The organism is Spongiactinospora sp. TRM90649 (assembly GCF_029382225.1).
Lineage (GTDB): Bacteria > Actinomycetota > Actinomycetes > Streptosporangiales > Streptosporangiaceae > Spongiactinospora.
On sequence record NZ_JARLTC010000055.1, the window covers coordinates 20,542 to 41,631 of the forward strand.

At 69.7% G+C, this 21,090-nt stretch carries 14 protein-coding genes and 2 tRNA genes; 14 read left to right on the forward strand and 2 right to left on the reverse strand.

Annotation, left to right across the window (positions count from 1 at the left end; genetic code table 11):
• The first annotated feature begins 93 nt into the window (after positions 1-93).
• The 3 genes from P3X83_RS41340 (at position 94) to P3X83_RS41350 (ending at position 1,296) form a co-directional block, all read left to right on the forward strand.
• On the forward strand, positions 94-567 hold the full coding sequence (locus P3X83_RS41340; protein ID WP_277310904.1) for a hypothetical protein: 474 nt from the start codon (positions 94-96) through the stop codon (positions 565-567).
• Positions 568-645: 78 nt separating this feature from the next.
• Positions 646-978, forward strand: coding sequence for a hypothetical protein (locus P3X83_RS41345; RefSeq protein ID WP_277310905.1), 333 nt, complete (start codon positions 646-648; stop codon positions 976-978).
• 93 nt (positions 979-1,071) lie between these two features.
• Entirely contained in the window at positions 1,072-1,296 is a 225-nt protein-coding gene (locus P3X83_RS41350; protein WP_277310906.1) for a hypothetical protein, read from the forward strand.
• A 1,635-nt stretch (positions 1,297-2,931) separates the two neighbouring features.
• Here the strand turns inward: P3X83_RS41350 and P3X83_RS41355 are convergent.
• A tRNA-Leu gene (locus P3X83_RS41355) sits at positions 2,932-3,017 on the reverse strand.
• A gap of 174 nt (positions 3,018-3,191) precedes the next feature.
• Here P3X83_RS41355 and P3X83_RS41360 point away from each other — a divergent pair.
• The 3 genes from P3X83_RS41360 (at position 3,192) to P3X83_RS41370 (ending at position 7,907) form a co-directional block, all read left to right on the forward strand.
• Positions 3,192-4,499, forward strand: coding sequence for a M20/M25/M40 family metallo-hydrolase (locus P3X83_RS41360; RefSeq protein ID WP_277310907.1), 1,308 nt, complete (start codon positions 3,192-3,194; stop codon positions 4,497-4,499).
• A gap of 277 nt (positions 4,500-4,776) precedes the next feature.
• Positions 4,777-5,298 (forward strand): hypothetical protein, encoded by a 522-nt coding sequence (locus tag P3X83_RS41365; protein WP_277310908.1) that lies wholly within the window; start codon positions 4,777-4,779, stop codon positions 5,296-5,298.
• A 302-nt stretch (positions 5,299-5,600) separates the two neighbouring features.
• The gene (locus P3X83_RS41370; RefSeq protein ID WP_277310909.1) at positions 5,601-7,907 is read left to right on the forward strand and encodes a chaplin family protein; all 2,307 of its coding nucleotides are present in this window, start codon (positions 5,601-5,603) and stop codon (positions 7,905-7,907) included.
• A gap of 331 nt (positions 7,908-8,238) precedes the next feature.
• Here P3X83_RS41370 and P3X83_RS41375 read toward each other — a convergent pair whose 3' ends face one another.
• On the reverse strand, positions 8,239-8,424 hold the full coding sequence (locus P3X83_RS41375; RefSeq protein ID WP_277310910.1) for a DUF5703 family protein: 186 nt from the start codon (positions 8,422-8,424) through the stop codon (positions 8,239-8,241).
• A gap of 180 nt (positions 8,425-8,604) precedes the next feature.
• Here P3X83_RS41375 and topA point away from each other — a divergent pair, with 180 nt between their 5' ends.
• From topA to P3X83_RS41415, 8 genes are all read left to right on the forward strand, one after another.
• On the forward strand, positions 8,605-11,262 hold the full coding sequence (gene topA, locus P3X83_RS41380) for a type I DNA topoisomerase (RefSeq protein ID WP_277310911.1): 2,658 nt from the start codon (positions 8,605-8,607) through the stop codon (positions 11,260-11,262).
• Between the two features lie 243 nt (positions 11,263-11,505).
• Positions 11,506-12,804 carry a metallophosphoesterase gene (locus tag P3X83_RS41385; RefSeq protein WP_277310912.1) on the forward strand — a complete coding sequence of 433 codons (1,299 nt, stop codon included), beginning with the start codon at positions 11,506-11,508 and terminating at the stop codon, positions 12,802-12,804.
• A gap of 136 nt (positions 12,805-12,940) precedes the next feature.
• Positions 12,941-15,025 (forward strand): dTMP kinase, encoded by a 2,085-nt coding sequence (tmk, locus tag P3X83_RS41390; protein WP_277310913.1) that lies wholly within the window; start codon positions 12,941-12,943, stop codon positions 15,023-15,025.
• A 9-nt stretch (positions 15,026-15,034) separates the two neighbouring features.
• Positions 15,035-16,207 carry a DNA polymerase III subunit delta' gene (locus tag P3X83_RS41395; protein ID WP_277310914.1) on the forward strand — a complete coding sequence of 391 codons (1,173 nt, stop codon included), beginning with the start codon at positions 15,035-15,037 and terminating at the stop codon, positions 16,205-16,207.
• Between the two features lie 144 nt (positions 16,208-16,351).
• Complete coding sequence (gene ricT, locus P3X83_RS41400; RefSeq protein WP_277310918.1) at positions 16,352-17,185, forward strand: regulatory iron-sulfur-containing complex subunit RicT; 834 nt, start codon at positions 16,352-16,354, stop codon at positions 17,183-17,185.
• A complete protein-coding gene (locus tag P3X83_RS41405) occupies positions 17,178-18,740 on the forward strand; it encodes an alpha/beta hydrolase (RefSeq protein ID WP_277310915.1) in 1,563 nt (520 codons plus the stop codon). Before ricT ends, P3X83_RS41405 begins: the two co-directional genes overlap by 8 nt.
• Before the next feature lie 562 nt (positions 18,741-19,302).
• Positions 19,303-19,379: transfer RNA gene (locus tag P3X83_RS41410), tRNA-Thr, on the forward strand.
• Positions 19,380-19,682: 303 nt separating this feature from the next.
• Positions 19,683-20,441 carry a type I restriction enzyme HsdR N-terminal domain-containing protein gene (locus P3X83_RS41415; protein ID WP_277310916.1) on the forward strand — a complete coding sequence of 253 codons (759 nt, stop codon included), beginning with the start codon at positions 19,683-19,685 and terminating at the stop codon, positions 20,439-20,441.
• The last annotated feature ends 649 nt before the right edge of the window (positions 20,442-21,090 follow it).

Consider the following 21,090-nt stretch of genomic DNA (forward strand, 5'->3'; position numbering starts at 1 on the left):
TGTCCGCCGCCCGTTCGCCTTCCGGGCCTGAGGCGGAGGGCGGGCGCGCCTGGCGTGGCAGGATGCCACTGGCCGCGGCATGGAGGGCGCCAGATGAACGACCAGGTGACGGCGTTGCTGTTCGATGTGGTCGCGCGCCTGCAGCAGAGCATTCAGGCCCGTGACTGTCCCGCCATCGCTGCTCTGGCGGGTGATCGGGTGCTGTATCTGAGTGACTACGACTACCTGCGTGACGATGTCACGGCTGCGGCGTTCGAGACCAGGGCCGCGGCGAAGGCCGTCGAGATCGACGCGCGCCGGTGGGTGCTGGCCGTTCCCCAGGTGTGGGTGATCACCCGGGACGGCGTTCTCACCCGTGCGGTGTCGAACCATCCACTGCGCGAGGGGGAGCAGGAGGCCATCACCTGGATGGCCTATGACCGCAGTGACGGGGTGGACTACGGGCGCGTGCCGTATGCGCGTCGCCCCAGCGGGGAGCCGGTGTTCGGTGAGCCCGAGGTGATCACTGTCGGTGTACGCCCGGACGTGCATATGCCCGGCTACACCCTGCTTCGAGCGCTTACCTGACCTCTTCACGACACCATCCACCAGGGCCGCCCCGGCAACGCCGGTGCGGCCCTGTTCGTTGCATTGGAGGGAATCCGGATGACGACGAACACGCCGGTACGCGTGCTCGCGCGGGCTCTGTGCCTGATGGGTGCGCTCACCTCGGTCGCGGGGTGCGGGGCCGCGCCGTATGGGCCGGTCACCGGCAAGCGGGTGGAGCCCCGGATTCTCACCGAGGAGTGGGACTGCGACGGCGAAGCGGTTGCGGCGCCCATCGGCGTTCCTGGGCCGGACGGATGCGTACGGGCGACGCGGTATGTGCCCGAGCGCTACCGGCTGACCATTGGCCGGGCGGAGAAGGTGGAGGTCGAGCGCTGGCAGTACCGGCGCTGCGAAATCGGTGAGCGCTATCCAGACTGCGCTCGGGACTGATCGATTGACGCCCTGAGCAGGGAACGCCGGAAGGTCGCCAAGGGTGGTTGGTGAACTGCGGCTGCGGATCTGAGGCCCGCCCACGTAGTCATCATGTCGATCACACCCGATGATTCGGTTGCTCACGCCACGCGGCCCGCTGAGGGCGCGTCCGGCGAACCGCCTGGAAGTGCACGGTCGTCGCCCGGCGTACGGGTGATCCTTCCCGAGGATTCGCCGGAGTTGACTCCCCAAGCGGCGGTGGTGTTGCTGCGCATCCTGCTGGCCGCCCACGACAAGCAGACCCGATCAGAAACCGATGGAAAGGAGCAGAAGTGATCGATATGGCGTTCTGGGGCCGGTGCTCGACGGAGGACCGGCAGGATCCCGAGGCATCTCGGGCGTGGCAGCTTCGGCGGGCGCGGGGGTTGGTGGAACCGCACGGCGGGCGGATCGTCACGGAGTTCTTCGATGTGGACAAGTCGCGGTCGATTCCGCCTCAGCGCCGTCCGGAGGCGGCCCGGCTGCTGGCGTGTCTGGGGGATCCGGCGCGCGGGTTCGACGCGGTGGTGGTGGGTGAGCCGCAGCGGGCGTTCTACGGCAACCAGTTCGGGCTGACGTTCCCGCTGTTCGAGCATTACCGGGTGCCGTTGTGGGTGCCGGAGGTGGGCGGGCCGATCGATCCGGCGAACGAGGCCCATGAGCTGATCATGTCGATGTTCGGGGGGATCAGTAAGGGGGAGCGTAACCGGATCAAGGTGCGGGTGCGGACGGCGATGGCCGCCCTCGCTCAGACGGAGGGCAGGTTCCTGGGCGGGCGTCCGCCGTACGGGTATCTGCTGGTGGATCTGGGGCCGCATCCGAATCCGGCCAAGGCGGCGGATGGGAAGCGGTTGCGTGGGCTGGCGCCTGATCCGGTGACCGCCGAGGTGGTGCGGCGGATCTTCCGGGAGTTCCGGTCCGGGAAGGGGTTCTGGGCGATCGCCGAGGGGCTGACCCGGGACGGGGTGCCGTGTCCGTCGGCGCATGACCGGGAGCGGAACCGGCACCGGGATGGGGCGGCGTGGTCCAAGGGCGCGGTCCGGGCGATCATCATCAACCCGCGGTACACCGGCCGGCAGGTGTGGAACAAGCAGCGCAAGGATGAGGTGCTGATCGATGTCAACGATGTCGCGCTGGGGCACATGACCCGGCAGCGGTGGAACGACCGGGACGGGTGGGTGTGGTCGGCGCAGGTGACGCACGAGGCGTTGATCACACCGGAGGAGTTCGAGCAGGTGCAGGTGATCCTGGCCGGGCGGGGGCGCGGGCCGACGACGCACAAGCCGCATCGCACGCGCCGGCCATACATGCTGCGGGGGGTGTTGTTCTGCGGGTACTGCGAGCGGCGGATGCAGGGCAACTACAACCACGGGGAGTGTTACTACCGGTGCCGGTATCCGGCGGAGTACGCGCTGGCTGCTGAGGTCGATCATCCCAAGACGGTGTATCTGCGGGAGGCGGATGTGCTGCCGCCGTTGGACGACTGGCTCGCCGCTGAGTTCGGGGCGGGTAACAGTATGGAGACGGCGCGAGTGCTGGCGGCGCAGGGCCAGGACCGCGCGGGTAACGCCGTGGACGAGGCGCTTCAGGCGCGGGTGGCGGAGTGTGATCGCAAGCTGGCCGCTCATCGGGCCGCGTTGGAGGCGGGGGCCGATGCCGCGTTGGTGACCGGGTGGATGGCCGAGGTCCAGACCCAGCGGGCCGCGGCTCAGGCGCAGCTCCGGCGGGTGGAGGCCCGGCGGCCGATGACGGCGGAGGAGATTCACGAGGTGCTGGTGGCCGTGAGGGACCTGGTGAAGGTTCTGCGGGAGGCTGATCCGGCGGACAAGGCGGACTTGTACGCGCGGATCGGGCTGCGGTTGACCTACCGGCCCCAGAAACGACTCGTGGAGGCCCGGGTCATGCCCAGCCTCCACGTGTGCAAAAGGAGAGTGTCCGAGGGGGGACTTGAACCCCCATGCCCGTTACCGGGCACTAGCACCTCAAGCTAGCGCGTCTGCCTATTCCGCCACCCGGACAAGGGTGCCTGTGGGAGTGGCCCTCCCACGGCGGCGCCATCAGGTTAGCAAACTTCGGGGGGTGAGTCATACCGGTAATGGAGGGGTGGGGGACGGAGGGGCGTCGGTGTGTGGGTGCGGGGGGCGGGCGGGCAGGATGGGGGCGCAAGGCGTACCAGAGGTGGAGGAGCCGGTATGTCGGGACTCAATGGTGAGGATGAGGTCGTCGAGCTGTGCCGGGACCTGATCCGGATCGATTCGACGAATGCTGGGGACAACGCGGGGCCCGGGGAGCGGGCGGCGGCGGAGTATGTGGCGGAGCGGCTGTCCGAGGTCGGGGTGGAGTCCCAGATCTTGGAGAGTGACGCGCGGCGGGCCAGTGTGGTGGCGCGGATCGAGGGGACCGATCCAGCGCGTGAGGCGTTGTTGTTGCACGGGCATCTGGACGTGGTGCCGTTCAACGCTGAGGACTGGACGCGTCATCCGATGAGCGGGGAGATCGCCGACGGGTGCGTGTGGGGTCGCGGGGCCGTGGACATGAAGGACATGGACGCGATGATCCTGGCGGTGGTGCGGAAGCGGCTGCGCGAAGGGCGCAGGCCGTCGCGTGATGTGGTGCTGGCGTTCACGGCGGACGAGGAGGCCGGCGGCACGTACGGCGCGCAGTGGCTGGCCGCCGAGCATCCCGGCTTGTTCGAGGGGTGCACCGAGGCGATCGGCGAGGTCGGCGGGTTCAGCGTGAGCGTCGGGCAGGACCGGCGGCTGTACCTGATCGAGGCCGCGGAGAAGGGCATCGCCTGGATGCGGCTGACGGCGCGCGGCCGGGCCGGGCACGGGTCGATGCTCAACGCGGAGAACGCGGTGACGGAGCTGGCCGAGGCGGTTGGACGGCTGGGCCGGCACGAGTGGCCGGTGCGGCTGACGCCGACCGTGCGGGTGTTCCTGGAAGAGGTCTCGAAGGTCCTGGAGATCGAGTTCGACGCCGAGCGCCCCGAGGCCACGGTGGCGAAGCTGGGGCCGCTGGCCAGGATGATCGGCGCGGTGCTGCGAAACACCACCAACCCGACCATGCTCGAAAGCGGCTACAAGGCCAACGTGATCCCGCAGACGGCGACGGCGCACGTGGACGGGCGGTTCCTGCCGGGCTACGAGGAGGAGTTCTTCGAGACGGTGGACGAGCTGCTCGGGCCCAACGTGACCAGGGAGTTCGTGTATCACGACATCGCGGTGGAGACCGGGTTCGACGGGCCGTTGGTGCGGGCGATGGCCGGTGCGCTGGAGGCGGAGGACCCGGGGGCGCGGGCGGTGCCGTACACGCTGTCGGGCGGGACGGACCTGAAGGCGTTCAGCCGGCTGGGGATTCGCGGGTTCGGCTTCGCGCCGCTCAAGCTCCCGGCCGACCTGGACTTCTCCGGGATGTTCCATGGGGTGGACGAACGGGTGCCGCTCGATTCGCTGCGGTTCGGGGTGCGGGTGCTTGACCGCTTCCTGGATCACGCCTGAGGTTCGTGAACCGGCGCTGAGCGTTTCCGTGGAAACGCATTGCGCTGACGCCGCGTAGTGCTAACGTAACTTTCCGTTGAGGGGGTTTGGGTTCGCTCATCGAGCGGCTCGACCATGGAGGGGAGGTCACGTGGTACGCATGCGGGTTTCGCGGCGCGGGGTGGAGTCGCCTCGCGTCGTCCGGGGCGTCCGCGTGGCCGCCCCGGAAGGCATGGCGATCCGGTGCGGCCGACCAGCGCGGTTCGCGGCCGTTGTGCGCACGACTGGGTTCACGAAAGTGGCGTGCACGACCGGTGCGTTCGCGGGCTTCGTCAGGAAGGCCGTCACCGGATCGCTGACCGTGGGTGTCCTGATCGGCGCGGGGTGGCTGCTGGCCGTCCTGCTCGGGCTGTTCGGGGCCTCGCCCGCCGCCGCGGACACCGCGATGGCGGTGAGCGCGGTGCCGTCTTCTGCGGTGCCGTCTTCTACTGTGTCTTCCTCTGCTGTTCCTTCCTCTTCTGGGACCCAATCCGCCGAGGCGAGTCTCAATGCCGAGGCCATGGCAGGGCGCGGCGTCGATGGGCTGACCAGTCAGTCCGGGCCGGCCCTTCCCACTCCCACCACCGCTGACCACAATTCTGGCGCCGACGGTTTCGTGCCCCAGAGTGGCGGTGGCGCCGGCCAGTTCGGGCCGGGTATGGGGGACATCGCGCGGTCGGTCTTCGACCCGCGGCTTATGGTGCAGCGCGCCCCGGTGGCGTCGATGCTTCCCCCTATCGTCCGCACAGCGGCGGACGAGCCTTCCTTCTCTCCTGACTAGCTCGTCTGTCCTGCTCGAAATCCACGGATTCCTCTGTCGTCGTGTGACGACGGGTCCGTGCGCGGGCGATACGTCATCTTCACCCCTCGCGACGGTCCACGGCTCCCGCTGTGCGGGAGGCAGGCCGCACCTGTCCGCCGACGGTGCGCGCCGGATCCATGAGTCGTCGTTCCCCGGCACCAGTCCACCGGGGTGGCACTCCTGATCGGTCCACGGGTCATCCCGGAGCCGCCTCTCATCGGCCTCCGCCGTGTCGCGAGATGTCAGGTACAACCCCCCAAGAACCACTAGGAGCATTTGTCATGCGTACGTGGGCGAAGGGCACGGCCCCCGCCGCACTACTCGCGGTGGCCGTGATGACCGTCGGCGGTGGCGGTGTCGCCGCCGCGGACACCGGTGGCGACGCCTCCATCGGCGGAGGCAACCAGGTCAGGGTGCCCGTCAACCTGCCGGTCGACATCAGCGGCAACGCGCTCAGCGTGCTGGGTTCCTCGTCGGCCGGCTCCCAGGGCGGGGCGACGGTGGTGAACTCCGGGCCGCGCCGCGGTGGTGACCACACCTCCGGCGACGCGAGCATCCTGGGCGGCAACCAGGTCGAGGCGCCGATCAACATCCCGATCAACGCCTGTGGCAACGCCGTCGCCGTCCTGGGTGAGGCCGAAGCCAGTTGCAAGGGCGGCGCCTCGGTGCACAATCCCGGTGGCGGCGGCGCGGGTGGTGACAACACCAGCGGTGACGCCTCCATCCTGGGCGGCAACCAGGTGTTCGCGCCGATCACCGCTCCGCTCGACCTCTGTGGCAACGCGTTCGCGATCTTCGGTGAGGCGACCGCGGGCTGTCGGGGCGGCAGCACGGTGCGGAACACGGGGCCCGGTTCGGCCCGTGGCAACTCGACCAGCGGCGACGCCTCCATCCTGGGCGGCAACCAGGTGATCGCGCCGATCAACGCCCCGCTGAACGTCTGCGGCAACTCCGCGGCCGTGCTCGGGGAGGCGCTGGCCGGCTGCAAGGGCGGGGCGTCGGTCGTCAACGGCGGCCCCGGCCACTACCGCAAGCTGACCCACCTGCAGCGATCCCAGGGCAACGACACCAGCGGCGACGCCGGTATCGGCAGCGGCAACCAGGTCGTCGCCCCGGTCAACCTGCCGGTGGAGGTCTGCGGCAACGCGATCGGCGGCGACGCCACCGCGAACTGCAAGGGCGGAAGTTCGGTGGTCAACACCCGCGCCGGATCGGGCGCGGGCGGCAACCGGACCTCCGGCGACGCCGGTGTGCTGTCGGGTAACCAGGCGGTCGCGCCGGTCAACGCTCCGATCGATGTCTGCGGCAACGCCGCCGCAGTGCTCGGCGACGCCTTCGCCGGGTGCAAGGGCGGCGCCACCGTGGTGAACGGCAGGCCAAACGGTGGGCCAAATGGTGGGCACGGGGCGGGGCACAACAACACGTCCGGTGACGCCGGTGTCGGCAGCGGCAACCAGGTCATCGCGCCGATCACCGCCCCGGCCGACGTCTGCGGCAACGCCGCCGCCGTACTCGGCGACGCCGCGGCCGGATGCCTGGGCGGCTCGAAGGTGACCCCCGGCGATCCCGGGGGCTACGGCCGGTGGGACCGCAGTCCCGTCCGGGCCAAGACCGTGGGCCCGGGCATTCCGGGCACCAGAGGCGTGGACGGCAAGACGCCGGACCACGGCCTGCTGTCCATGCTCCCCGCCGGTCCGGCGCTGGGTTCGGCTCCGCTGGTGTCCGGGCGTGCGCCGGTCGTCGGCGATGTCACCCAGTCGCCGGTCGTGGTTGAAGTGATCGACCCGGCTCAATCCGCCGAGAACATGCCCGCCGAGACCAAACCGGCCGGGAACCGGCCCGCCGGGAACTCGGCCAAGCCTGCGGAGGCCCCGCGGGCCGCTCAGCGGGTGGGCGGCGGCGAGGCTCTGCCGCCGGTGCCGCTGGTCGATGAGGTCGGCAAGGCCGTCAACGGCCTTGGCCTGCCAGAACCGGCCACGCTCCCAGAGGCCGCCGCCGCCACGCTGGGCCTGCCCGGCCCGTCAGGGTCGGGAGACCCGGCGAAGCCCGCCGCGGGCCCCGAGGTTCCGCTGCTGTCGCAGTTGCCGCTGCTGCAGGGGTTGCCCCTCACTCCCGAGATCCCCGCCGCGAACACTCCCAAGGCGCCGAAGGTCCCCGGTGTTCAGGCTCCGAAGGGTAAAGGTAAAGGTAAGGGCAAGGGCAAGGGCGCCGCGGCCACCACCGCGATGTCGTCCCGGCCGGTGCCTCCGCCCGCCCCCAAGGGCGGGGCGAAGGACGGTGCCAAGGACGGCCGGAACGCCGGCGCCCTTTCCGTCGCCAAGCCCGTGACCGACCTGGTGACCGGCACCCCGGCCGGTGGCGCCGTGCGCGACACCGCGTCGAACCTGCCGGTCGACGGGCTCCCGGTGAGCGGGCTGCCCGTCCGGCAGAACCTGCCGGTCCCCGGCCTGATGAGCGCCGAGCAGCCGCTCGGCGTCAGTGGAATGAACTCCGGTGCTCTTGTCGCGCTCATGCTCGGCGGGATGTTCGCCGTGTCGGCGACGCTGCTCGCCACGGTCCGCCGCCTGCGCTTCGGTCGTAAGTCGTAGGTGCGGCCACGTACGCAGGCCGCAGGAACGCATGACGGCGCCGCTTCGGCGATGTCGGCAGCAGATGACAGGTAGTACCGGTCGCTCCGCTCCGTGATCTGGGGCACGGCCGGAGCAGTGGAAAGCTTTGCCCGTTCCGGGGGCGTGGCCCGGGGCGGGCAAAGCCATGTCCGGAACTGGACGGGCCGGCTTGGACAACGGCCCGGGGGAAGGGGTGATCAGCGGTACGAGGGGGCACGGGAGAGCATGGAACGAATAAGAGACGGCTGACTGGGCATGCCTGAAGGTAGTGGTGTCCATGCCTGCGAGCAGGATGAGTAGCACCGACAGGTCACATCGTACGAGTGGCCCGTATGATTTTTCGGCGAAGGCGGATACGCCGCGTACCGTCGGGAAACAACCGCAGACGGTCGAGCTCCCAGTCGCCGTGCTCGGCGTGTTCGGTCAGGAGCTGCCGTGCGGCCTCACGTGTGGTGTCGCGCGGTATGTAGATATCGAAGTATGAGTAGTCGAGCACAGCCATTAGTCTCCGAGGTGGGCTAGACGACGACGGCAGCACACTCTGCCCCTTATTCTGCGTCCTGGTGGGTGGACCTGGAAGGGATCGGGGGTAGCCGGGCCGCCCGTGGGGATGGGGAAACCTGTGTGACGGGTTACCTTCGGGGGGAACCTAGAGAACAGCGAGGTAGGAAGCAGCGTGCCAGCGAACAACGGCAATTCGGCCGGGACCCGCCTGGTGATCGTCGAGTCGCCCGCGAAGGCGAAGACCATCGCCGGGTACCTGGGGCGCGGCTACGTCGTGGAGTCGAGCATCGGTCACATCCGGGACCTGCCCGAGCGGGCGGACGACATCCCGGAGCGGTACAAGGGGCAGACGTGGGCGCGATTGGGCGTCAACGTCGATCACGACTTCGAGCCGCTCTATGTCGTCAACCATGACAAGAAGTCCCAGGTGACGAAGCTGAAGCAGCTCCTCAAGGACGCCGACGAGCTGTATCTCGCGACGGACGAGGACCGCGAGGGCGAGGCCATCGCCTGGCATCTCCGCGAAGTGCTGAAGCCCAAGGTGCCGGTGCACCGGATGGTGTTCCACGAGATCACTCCACAGGCGATCCGGGAAGCGGTGTCGAATCCCCGCGATCTCAACCTGCGACTCGTCGACGCCCAGGAGACGCGGCGCATCCTCGACCGCCTCTACGGCTACGAGGTCAGCCCGGTGCTGTGGCGCAAGGTCAAGCCGCGCCTGTCCGCCGGGCGGGTGCAGTCGGTGGCCACCAGGCTGGTGGTGGAGCGCGAACGCGACCGGCTGGCGTTCACCGTCGCCAACTACTGGGACCTTTCCGCGCTCTTCGACACCGGGAAGAAGGACGAGGACCCGCGCGCCTTCGCGGCGTCGCTGACCTCCGTCGACGGCAAGCGCGTCGCGCAGGGCCGCGACTTCGCGCCCACCGGCAAGCTCAAGAACACCGACGTGCTGCACCTGGACGAGCAGGCCGCGGGCGAGCTGGCCACGCGGCTGCGGGAGTCGGCGTTCGAGGTCGCGTCGGTCGAGCGCAAGCCGTACACCCGCAAGCCGTACGCGCCGTTCCGCACGACGACGCTGCAGCAGGAGGCCAGTCGCAAGTTAGGGTTCTCCGCCAAGTACACGATGCAGGTCGCCCAGCGTCTGTACGAGAACGGCTACATCACGTACATGCGTACCGACAGCATCACGCTGTCGGAGACCGCCGTGGCCGCGGCGCGGTCACAGGCGATCAAGCTGTACGGCAAGGCGTACGTCCCGGACAAGCCGCGTTCCTACGCCAGCAAGGTGAAGAACGCCCAGGAGGCCCACGAGGCGATCCGCCCCGCGGGTGAGGAGTTCCGCACTCCCGGCGAGACCGGGCTGAACGGCGACATGTTCCGCCTGTACGAGCTGATCTGGCAGCGCACGGTCGCGTCGCAGATGAAGGACGCCACGGGCGAGTCGGTCACCGTGAAGGCCGCCGGGCGGTCCAGCGACGGCGAGCGCGTGGAGTTCAGCGCGTCCGGTCGCACGATCACCTTCTACGGGTTCCTGCGGGCCTACGTGGAGGGCGCCGACGACCCGTCCACCGACCGTGACGACTCCGAGAAGCGGCTGCCCAACCTGGCCGAGGGCGACGCGCTGACGGTGAGCGAGCTGAACGTGCTGGCGCACGCCACCAAGCCGCCGGCCCGTTACACCGAGGCGTCGCTGATCAAGGAGCTGGAAGACCGGGAGATCGGCCGGCCCTCCACGTACTCCTCGATCATCGGGACCATCCTCGACCGCGGATACGTCTTCAAGAAGGGCACCGCGCTGGTGCCGTCCTTCCTGGCGTTCGCCGTGGTCAACCTGCTGGAGCAGCACTTCGGCAACCTGGTCGACTACGACTTCACCGCCGAGATGGAGAAGGTCCTCGACGACATCGCCAACGACCGCGCCGAGCGGGTGCCCGAGTTGCGCCGGTTCTACTTCGGTGAGGACGGTGACGAGGGCCTGAAGGAGATGGTCACCGACCTCGGCGAGATCGACGCCAAGGAGATCAGCTCGTTCCCGATCAAGGGAACCGACATCATGATCCGGGTCGGCCGCTACGGTCCGTACCTGGACCGCGACGGCGCGCGGGTCAACGTGCCCGAGGACCTCGCTCCCGACGAGCTGACGGCGGAGAAGGCCGAGGAACTGTTCGCGCAGCCGAGCGGCGACCGCGAGCTGGGCACCGACCCGAAGACCGGGCGGAAGATCGTCGCCAAGTCGGGGCGGTTCGGGCCGTATGTCACCGAGGTGATCCCGGAGCCCGAGGAGCCCGCCGAGGGCGCGAAGAAGACCAGGAAGAAGGACGTTCCGAAGCCGCGCACCGGCTCGCTGTTCAAGTCGATGGACCTCACCTCGGTGACCCTCGACGACGCGCTGAAGCTGCTGTCGCTGCCTCGCGTGCTCGGTGAGCTGGACGGCCAGGAGGTCACCGCACAGAACGGGCGGTTCGGTCCGTATGTGAAGAAGGGCACCGATTCCCGGTCGCTCGGGGCCGAGGAAGACCTGTTCACGGTGACTCTGGAGCAGGCCAAGGAGCTGTTCGCGCAGCCCAAGCAGCGGGGCAGGGGGCGGGCCGCCGCCGCGCCGCCGCTGCGGGAGCTGGGCGACGACCCGGCCTCCAAGAAGCCGGTGGTGGTCAAGGAAGGCCGGTTCGGGCCCTATGTGACCGACGGTGAGACCAACGCCTCGCTCCGCAAGGGCGACGCGGTGGAGAGCATCACCATCGAGCGGGCGGCCGAACTGCTGGCGGAGCGCCGGGCGCGGGGGCCCGCGCCCAAGCGCACCCGGGCCAAGGCGGGCGCGGCCAAGGGGTAGTCGCCAAGGGGCCCGGTCGTTGATGGTGTCACCGTCGTCGGCCAGGGTTCAGGTGGTCTTCAGGAGCGCGTAAACGTGGACGCGGATCCTGAAGGCCCGCGGATGAGCGCTGGGACGTCCGCCTGAGAGTCCTCTCAGGCGGACGTGCGCGTCTTACCCGTCTCGCTCGTAGCATGCGGGGACGCGCACACAAGATCAGGCGCGCAAAGATCAGGCGTCGGCCGGGACCAACGTGGGGTGGCCGTGGGGTTCGTTGTGACGGGCGTCGTCGTCACGACCGTCGTGCACTTGTATCTGTGGTGGCGGCTGGTCTGCGCGACCACCTTGCCCGGACGGCTGCGCAGGACGCTGACCTGGGTCGCCGTCGCGTTCGGCGTCCTGGTGCCGGTGACGATGGTGATCCAGCGGGTCCCGGCGCCGCACTTTCCGGGGTGGCTGGCCTGGCCGGGGTTCCTGTGGATCGCGGTCATGTTCTACCTGCTGGTGTTCCTGGTGCTGCTGGAGGTGCCGAGGGCGGTCGCGGCGCTGGTGTTGAGGTGGCGTGCCGTGCCGTCGGGTGAGAAGGCGGACGTCAGGACGCCGCCGGCCGTACCGGCCACGGTGGGTGCTTCGGCGGCTCCGCCTGTGGCCCCTGCCGACTCACCGCCGCCCGTTCCGGCGACCCAAGACCGGGCGGCTCAAGACCGGGCGGCTCAGGACCGGGTGGCGATGGGCAGGCGGCTGTTCCTCGGGCGTACGGCGGCGGCCGTCGCCGGGGCGGGCGCGCTGGCCACGGTGGGCGTCGGAGTCCGCACCGCGCTGGGCGACCCGGTGATCGAGCGCGTGGCCGTGCGGATCCCCGGCCTCGACGCCCGGCTGGACGGCCTGCGCTTCGCCGTCGTGAGCGACATCCACATCGGCCCGCTGACCGGCCGCGCCCACACCGAGCGCATCGTCCGGATGATCAACTCGCTGGAGGCCGACGTCGTCGCGATCGTCGGCGACCTGGTGGACGGCACGGTGGCCGAACTGGGTGCGCTGGCCCGCCCGCTGCGCTCGCTGGAGTCGGCGCACGGGGCCTACTTCGTGACCGGCAACCACGAGTATTACACCGCCAACGGCCCGGCCGAATGGATCGCCGAGCTGCGCGAACTGGGCGTGCGCCCGCTGGAGAACGAGCGGGTGGAGATCGCGCGCGGCGGCGCCGTCCTCGACCTGGCCGGGGTGAACGACGTCTACGGCGAGCCGGAGGGGCAGGGCCCCGACTTCACGGCGGCGCTCGGCGGGCGTGACACCTCGCGGACCACGGTGCTGCTCGCCCACCAGCCCGTGCAGGTCACGCAGGCGGCGGCGCACGGGGTGGACCTCCAGCTCTCCGGGCACACGCACGGCGGCCAGATGGTGCCCTTCAACCTGATCGTCCCGTTCCAGCAGCCGGTGGTGCGGGGCCTGGCCACGGTGGACGGCACGCAGGTCTACGTCACGCGCGGCGCCGGTTTCTGGGGCCCGCCGGTCCGCGTCGGCGCGCCCCCGGAGATCACCATGCTGCGGATCCATCGATAACAAGGGGGACCTATTCGGCATCCGATACCTGCGCGGGACACCATGGGCGTATTACCCTCGGGCGACGAGCGGACGGGTCATTCCGGGCGGCTCAACTTCATCCCATGACGAGCAGGCACCTGGATACGCTGACACTATGACCACCCCTGGCACCGGCCGCGCAGCGTCGCGACGCAAACCCCCGCATGTGCTGGCCAATGCCCGGTTTCGCCGTCTGTGGACGGCGATGTCGGTGTGCAGCCTGGGCGACTGGCTGAACATCGTCGCACTGACCGCGCTGGCGGGCGACCTCACCGCCGAGTCCGGTTACCAGGTGCAGAGCCTGGCCATCGGCGGCGTCTTCGTGGCGAAGATGCTGCCCGCGATCCTGCTCGGCCCGCTGGCGGGCGCGGTGGCCGACCGCTTCGACCGGCGGCTGGCGATGGTCGTCGCCGACGTGCTGCGGTTCGCGCTGGTGCTGTCGATTCCGCTGGTGCTGCTGCTGTCCACGCCGTCCCCCGGCACCTACCAGTGGGTGATCATCGCCACCCTGCTCGTCGAGTGCGTGAACCTGTTCTGGGTCCCGGCCAAGGACGCCACGGTGCCCAACCTGGTGCCCAAGGACCGCCTGGAGGAGGCCAATCAGCTCAATATGCTGGTCACGTACGGCACCGCGCCCGTCGCCGCCGGGCTGTTCGCCGTCCTGGCCCTGCCCAGCGACCTGCTGCGCGACATCCTGCCGCTGGCCGAGGATCCGGCGCGGCTGGCGCTGTTCATCAACGCCGCCGTCTACCTGGTCTCGGCGTTCCTGATCTTCACGCTGCCCGACTTCCCCAAGAACCACACCGGCATCTCCACCCCGTCGGTGCTCCGCCAGATCGGCGAGGGCTGGCGTTACGTCGGCGCCAGCCGCATCGTGCGCGGGCTGGTCATCGGGATGCTCGGCGCGTTCGCGGCGGGCGGCGCGGTGATCGGCGTGGCCCGGGTCTACGTCGAGGCGCTGGGCGGCGGCGACTCCGCCTACGGCACGGTATTCGGCGCGGTGTTCGCCGGCATGGCGTTCGGCATGTTCTTCGGGCCGCGGCTGCTGCGCGAGCTGTCCAGGCGGCGGCTGTTCGGCCTGGCGATCGTGGCGGCGGGCGTGGTGCTCGCGGCCATCGCGCTGATCCACAACCTGGTCATCGTGGTGCTGCTGACCGTGGTCCTCGGGGCGCTGGCGGGCATCGCGTGGATCATCGGCTACACGCTGATCGGCCTTGAGGTGGAGGACCAGCTTCGCGGGCGCACGTTCGCGTTCCTGCAGTCGCTGGCCCGTGTGGTGCTGCTGCTCGTGGTCGCCGTCGCCCCGACCCTGGCCGGTCTGTACGGCGAGCGCCTGGTCCGCGTCGCCCCCGAGGTCGCCTACCGGTTCGACGGGTCCAACCTGGTGCTGCTGGTCGGCGCGGTCCTCGCGTCCGCCGTCGGGCTCGTCGCGCTGCGCCAGATGGACGACCGCCAGGGCATCCCGATCATCGGCGACCTGGTCGCCGCCGCGCGCGGCCGCCGGTTCGCGACGGAGACGCAGGAGCAGCCGCGCGGCATGTTCATCGCCTTCGAGGGCGGCGAGGGCTCCGGCAAGACCACCCAGTCGCGGCTGCTCGGCATCTGGCTGCGCGACCAGGGCTTCGACGTGGTCCAGACCCGCGAGCCCGGCTCCACCAAGGTCGGCATGCGGCTGCGGGCGATCCTGCTCGACGCCGCCCACCAGGGGCTGTCGGCCCGTTCCGAGGCGCTGCTGTACGCCGCCGACCGCGCCGAGCACGTGGAGAAGGTGATCATGCCCGCGCTGGTCAGGGGCGCGATGGTGATCACCGACCGTTACGTCGACTCCTCCCTCGCCTACCAGGGCGCCGGTCGCGCCCTCGACCCCGCCGACGTGACCAGGATCAACGCCTGGGCCACCGGCGGCTTGACCCCCGACCTGACGGTGCTCATCGACGTGCCGCCCGCCATCGGGCTGTCCAGGTTCGCCTCCCCCGCCGACCGGATCGAGTCCGAGCCGCCGGAGTTCCACGAGCGGGTCAGGCGCGAGTTCCGCACGCTGGCCGCCGCCGAACCCGACCGCTACGTGGTCATCGACGGCACCCAGCCGCAGGAGGAGGTTTCCAGGCTGATCCAGGACCGGGTGCGCGAGATCCTGCCCGACCCGGTTCCCGACGACTCCGAGGACGCCACGGGCACCATCCCGGCCATCCGCGACTAGCCTTTAGTCGTGAGCGTCTTCGACGATCTTGTAGGTCAGCGGCGGGCCGCCGCCGTACTGGCCACGGCCGCCGGTGCCGCCGCCGAGGCGGTGGCGGGCGGCCGCGGCGCGGGCATGACCCACGCCTGGCTGTTCTCCGGCCCGCCCGGCTCGGGCCTGTCGGCCGCCGCCCGCGCGTTCGCCGCCGCGCTGCTGTGCCCCGACGGCGGCTGCGGCCACTGCGACCTGTGCCACCAGGTGGACATCGGCTCCCACCCCGACCTGGAGTCGGTGCGCCCCGACGGCCTGTCCTACAGCGTCAAGCAGACCCGCGCGCTGATCCTGCGCGCCGCGGGCGCGCCCACCCTCGGCCGCTGGCGCGTCGTGCTGTTCGAAGACGCCGACCGCACCACAGAGCAGGCCGCCAACGCCCTGCTCAAGGCCATCGAGGAGCCCCCGCCGCGCACCGTGTGGCTGCTGTGCTCGCCCTCGCCCGACGACATGGTCACCACCATCCGCTCTAGGTGCCGCCTGGTCACCCTGGTCACCCCGCCGACCGCCGCCGTCGCCCACGAACTGACCACCCGCGACTCCGTCCCGCCCGAACTGGCCGAGTTCGCCGCGCGGGCCGCCCAGGGGCACATCGCGCGGGCCCGCAGGCTCGCCCTGGACGGAGAGGCCAGGCGCCGCCGCGAGGCGGTCCTGTCCATTCCGGTCTCCGTCACCGGGGTGGGCGACTGCGTGACCGCCGCCGAGCGGCTGGTCAAGACCGCGGAGGAGGAGGCCATAGCGGCGACGGCCGAACTGAACGAGTCCGAGACGACCGAGCTGCGCAAGGTGTACGGCGAGGGCTCGACCGGCAAGGGGCTCAACAAGGGGCTGGTGCGCGGCGCCGCGGGGGCGTTGAAGGAGCTGGAAGACCGGCAGAAGTCGCGGGCGACGCGGGTCAAGCGCGACACCCTCGACGTGGCGCTGCTCGACCTGGTGGCGTTCTACCGCGACGTGCTCGCCGTCCAGCTCGGGGCGCAGGTGGAGCTGGCCAACGAGGACCGCCGGGCCGACATCGACGGCATGGCCCGTAGCACCAGCCCCGAGCGGTCGCTGCGGCGGATCGACGCGATCATGCGGTGCCGGGAGCGGCTGGCGGCCAACGTCAACCCGCAGATCGCCGTGGAGGCGATGACGCTCGCGCTGCGGCCGTAAGTGACCGGTGTCTCCCGGCCATGCGGGCTGGACGCGTAGGGTGGCCTTTGGCGGCGTGCCGGGCGGGTCGGCGGCGTGCCCGCCGTACGCGAGTTCGCACGTATGTGTCCGCACGCACGAGGAGGCGAGCACGGCTCCATGGGCATGATCATGGCGGTCAGCTTCACCCGCTACGGGCGGCTCTACTACCTTGATCCGGGCGGTCACACTCCCAAGGTCGGCGACAAGGTGCTGGTGCCGACGGACGCGGGCCCCGAGGTCGCCGAGTGCGTCTGGGCGCCGCAGTGGGTGAGCGAGGAGATCGACGGCCTGCCCGTGTGCGCGGGCATCGCGGGCGAGGAGCAGCTCGGCCGCGACGACGCCAACCGCAAGCGCCGCGCGGAGGCCAGGAGCGTCTCCAAGCGGCTGATCAAGCGGCACGAACTCCCGATGAAGGTCATCGGCGTGGACTACCTCGACGGCGACAACGTGTTCACCGTCTACTTCTCCGCGCCGCATCGCGTCGACTTCCGCGCGCTCGTCAGAGACCTGGCCCGCAACCTGCGCGCCCGCGTCGAACTCCGGCAGATCGGTCCCCGCGACGAGGCCCGACTGCAGGGCGGCATCGGCCCCTGTGGGCGCGATCTGTGCTGCGCGACCTTCCTGAAGGACTTCGAGCCGGTCTCCGTGCGAATGGCCAAGGACCAGGACCTTCCGGTCAATCCGCTGCGCATCGCCGGTGCGTGCGGACGCCTGATGTGCTGCCTGAAGTACGAGCACCCGCTCTACGTCAAGGCCCACGAGCGGATGCCCAGGCTCGGGCTGAAGGTGGACACCCCCGAGGGCTCGGGCACCGTGGTCGGCCGCAACGTGCCGTCCGACTCCGTCGTGGTCCGCCTCGACGACGGCGGACGCCGCTGCGCCTGCCCCTCGGCCTCGGTGTGCTCGCCGCGCAAGCAGCACGACAGCATGTACGGCGGTGTGACCGGCGATGCGTGATCACCGCCCCTGGGCGGCGGCGTTGACGCTGCTCGCCGTCCTGGTGACGGGTGCCTGCTCGACACCTCAGGCCCCGCCGCTGCGTCCCGCCGCCAGCGACGCCCACCCCGACCCGGCGCCCACCGAGAAGCCGCCGTCCGCCGAACTCCAGCCGTACTACCACCAGCGGCTCGAATGGGACGAGTGCGGCGACGGTTACCAGTGCGCCAAACTGCAAGTCCCGCTCGACTACGACAAACCGGACGGCGAGCGCATCCAGCTCAGTGTGAACCGCCTGCGGGCGGGGAACATGGCCCAGCGCATCGGGGCGATCCTCCTCAACCCCGGCGGACCCGGCGGATCCGGCATCGCCTACGCGCGGGCCGCCACCTCGGTGCTCAGCACCAAGATCCGCGACCGCTTCGACGTGGTCGGCTTCGACCCGCGCGGCGTCGGGGACTCCAGCCCCGTCCGATGCCTGTCCACCGAACGGCTCGACGCCTACCTGGCCACCGACAACACCCCCGACTCGGCCGACGAGACCAAGGAGCTGGAGAAGAGCGCCCGGGAGTTCGCGGACGGCTGCCAGGCCGGAGCCGGACGCCTGCTGCCGCACGTCGGCACGGTCAACGCGGCCCGCGATATAGACGTGCTGCGGTCCGCCCTGGGGGAGCCGAAGCTGACATATCTGGGTAAGTCATATGGCACCTATCTCGGGGCGGTCTACGCGGACCTGTTCCCCAAGCGGGTGCGGGCGCTGGTGCTCGACGGCGCCGTCGATCCCGCGCTGGACCCTGTCGATCTGAACCTCAGCCAGGCCAAGGGGTTCGAGGTCGCCATGCGGGCCTTCGTGCAGGACTGCTTCCAGCAGCGGCCCGACTGCCCGTTCAAGGCGCGCACGGTGAACGGCGCGCTGGACGAGCTCGCCGAGCTGCTGCGCCGTACTGATCGGGAACCGCTGCGCAACTCCGCCAACGACGGCCGCCAGATCACCGAGGCGTGGGCGTCGCTCGGCGTGATCACTCCCTTGTACGACCGGCGCTCCTGGCCCGCGCTGCGGCAGGCGCTGAGCACGGCCTTCAAGGGCGAGGGCACCGCGCTGCTGCGGATGGCCGACATCCTCGTCGACCGCCGCCAGGACGGCACCTACTCCAACCAGGCCGAGGCCAACATGGCGATCAACTGCGTGGACGGCAAGTTCCCGCAGAGCACCGACGCCTTCACGGAGGCGGCCGAACGCGCGGCCAAGGACGCGCCGAGATTCGGCGAATCGGTCATGTGGGGCTCCCTGCCCTGCGCCTTCTGGCCGGCCCGGGCCACCCCCGCCCCCGACCCCCTGGAAGCCAAGGGCGCACCCCCCATCCTGGTCGTCGGCACCGAACGCGACCCGGCGACCCCCTATCGGTGGGCGAAGGCACTGGCGGCGACGCTGTCGTCCGGCGTCCTGCTGGGCTTCGACGGCGACGGCCACACGGCCTACATGACCGGCTCCCCCTGCATCGACGGCCACGTGGACACCTACCTCCTGACGGCCAAACCCCCGCCCCCCAACACCCGCTGCCCCGCCATCATCTGACCCGATGCCTCTGCGGGGCCCGTTGGGGAGCAGCGAACAGTACGGCAGGCCGTACGGGACGAGCGAGTACGCGTCCCGTACGCATTCGGTACACACCTCCCATACAGGCCCCGCGAAGCCGTCTCCCCAAAGGAGCCTTGGAACACGCTTGCTACCCACCCGCCCGCCCCGGGCGGCGCATCGCGCGGCCTACGGCCGGCGCTCGCGCGCCCAGGCCGCCAGGCAGTCGGTGGGACAGGCCCTGGCGGTCACGGGGCGATGGAGGTCCTCCTGCCGGTCCCTACTCGGTAGCGGTCATCGGACAGCTTCGATGTCCGAGCGACCCTTAGTCGGCCGCCGCTGCGAAAAGCCTTCGCCGCATGTCCCGGACGCGGCCAGGCAGCACCCTGCAGTGACCGGCGGCACGCCGCTCTGGGGCCACCGCACTCCAGCACCCGTCTGCTTCCCGCATGCCGTACCCGATGGAGGACTTGTACTTCCTGTCCTAGATCGCCCCCTGAGGGCGCGCGAACGGCACCGATGCCTGTAGACTCAGGATCGCTGTGTGCATGGCACACGGCACGCCGCCTTAGCTCAGTCGGCCAGAGCGACGCACTCGTAATGCGTAGGTCAAGGGTTCGATTCCCTTAGGCGGCTCCAGCTCAGAAGACCCCTTCCGGTCTCGGAAGGGGTCTTCTTGTTGACCGTCGTGCTAAACCGCCGTGCAGGGCGATGCCTGGCTTGGTCCAGCAACTCTGAGGTCTGTCGCGTTACCGCCGCAACGCCCATTTGAAGACTATTTGCGCGACTTGCGAAAGATGTGTTATTGACGGCAGTTTATGGATCTCGATCGGAGTCGATTCCGCATCGATCCAAACCGTCATGATGATTGATCTTCTTCCGTGCTTAGGGTGCGTTTTGCGTGTACCGCGCGATGTCCCCCACTGGAGATCAGAGGAAGCCATGAGTGAGCAGGCAGCACAGCCGGTCGTCGAGGGAGAGGCGCCTACTTCCACAGCTCGGAAGGCCCCGGCCGTAAAGGTGGTTCCGAAGTGGGAGAGTGACGCGCGGAGTCGTGTTCGTGCGGCGGTGCGTCGCTTCAACAAGCCACTCAATGACCTGGTCGTTCGCGACGCGAACGAAGGTGACACCCGGCTTCTCATCACCGACTTCCTGTGCGAGGCCCTCGGATACGACAAGTACGAGGACCTTACGACCGAGTATCAGGTCAAAGGAGAGTTCGCCGACTACGGGGTGCGTATCGACAAGCAGTTGGTAGCGTTCATCGAGGTCAAGCGCTGTAGCCAGAAGCTCACCGCCAAACATCTGCGGCAGGTGCAGATGTACGCGGTGAATGAGGGCGTCGAATGGATGATCCTTTCGAATGGACAGGTATGGCGGGCATACCACATGACGCCTGGTCTCCCGGTGGCGATTGATCTTGCGCTCGAAGCGGATCTCCTCGACGAATCGAGTCTGGCGAGCAAGGCTGACGTGCTCTTTTACCTCACCAAGGAAGCCTTCAAGCGGCGTCTGATCGACGATCTCTGGAAGGCGCGGGCAGCAACTTCGCCGAGGTCCCTGGCTCAGGCGCTTTTGTCCGAGACGGTCATCGACGCCGTACGGAAGGAGCTCCGGCGCCAGACGGGCTACAACGCCGACGTGGTTGAGATTCATCGCATTCTGCGCGATGAAATACTCCAGGTGACACTCTCGCCCTGAAAGATGAGGCAGTGGGCTTCCTGACGGCGCCTTGGGGGGGCCGATAGGCCGGTGAGGATGACGTCGATGGCGCGGGTGAGGACATCGGGGGAGGGGCGGAGGGTGGCGGACGCCTGGGAGAGGGGGCGGATAAGAAGGTAGACCTCCTCGATGTCGATCGAAGAGCGGACGGCCGCTGTGGCACGTGCCCGGTGCAGGGCCCGTTCGACGGCGTCCCGGAGACGTAGGGATGCCTCTCGGGCGCTGGCCGGTACGCCGTCACTCTCGGTTAGCAGGGAGGCGAGGGTCAGATTGGTGGCGCTGGTCTCGATCATTTCCCGGATCAGCGTGTGGAGGCCTTCGACCGGGTCGGGAGCGTCGGCGAGGATCTGTGCGCGGGCGGTGAGCCTGTCGAAGTGGCGCAGCAGGGTCGCCTCGATCAGCGCTTCCTTCGTGGGGAAGTGACGAAAGACCGTGGGTGCGGGTACGCGACGGTGTCATCGTCGAATCGCGCGACTACGGCGACCACGTCGGCTTCGCCCGCGCGCTGGGAAGCCTGCCCGCGCTGGCCGCCGCCCTTGGTGGGCAGGGTGGCTAGACGAGTAAGTCTTAAGTCGCTGCCGCGTGGAGTGCGGGAATGGCGAAGGGTGTTGACGATCGGTTTGTGAAG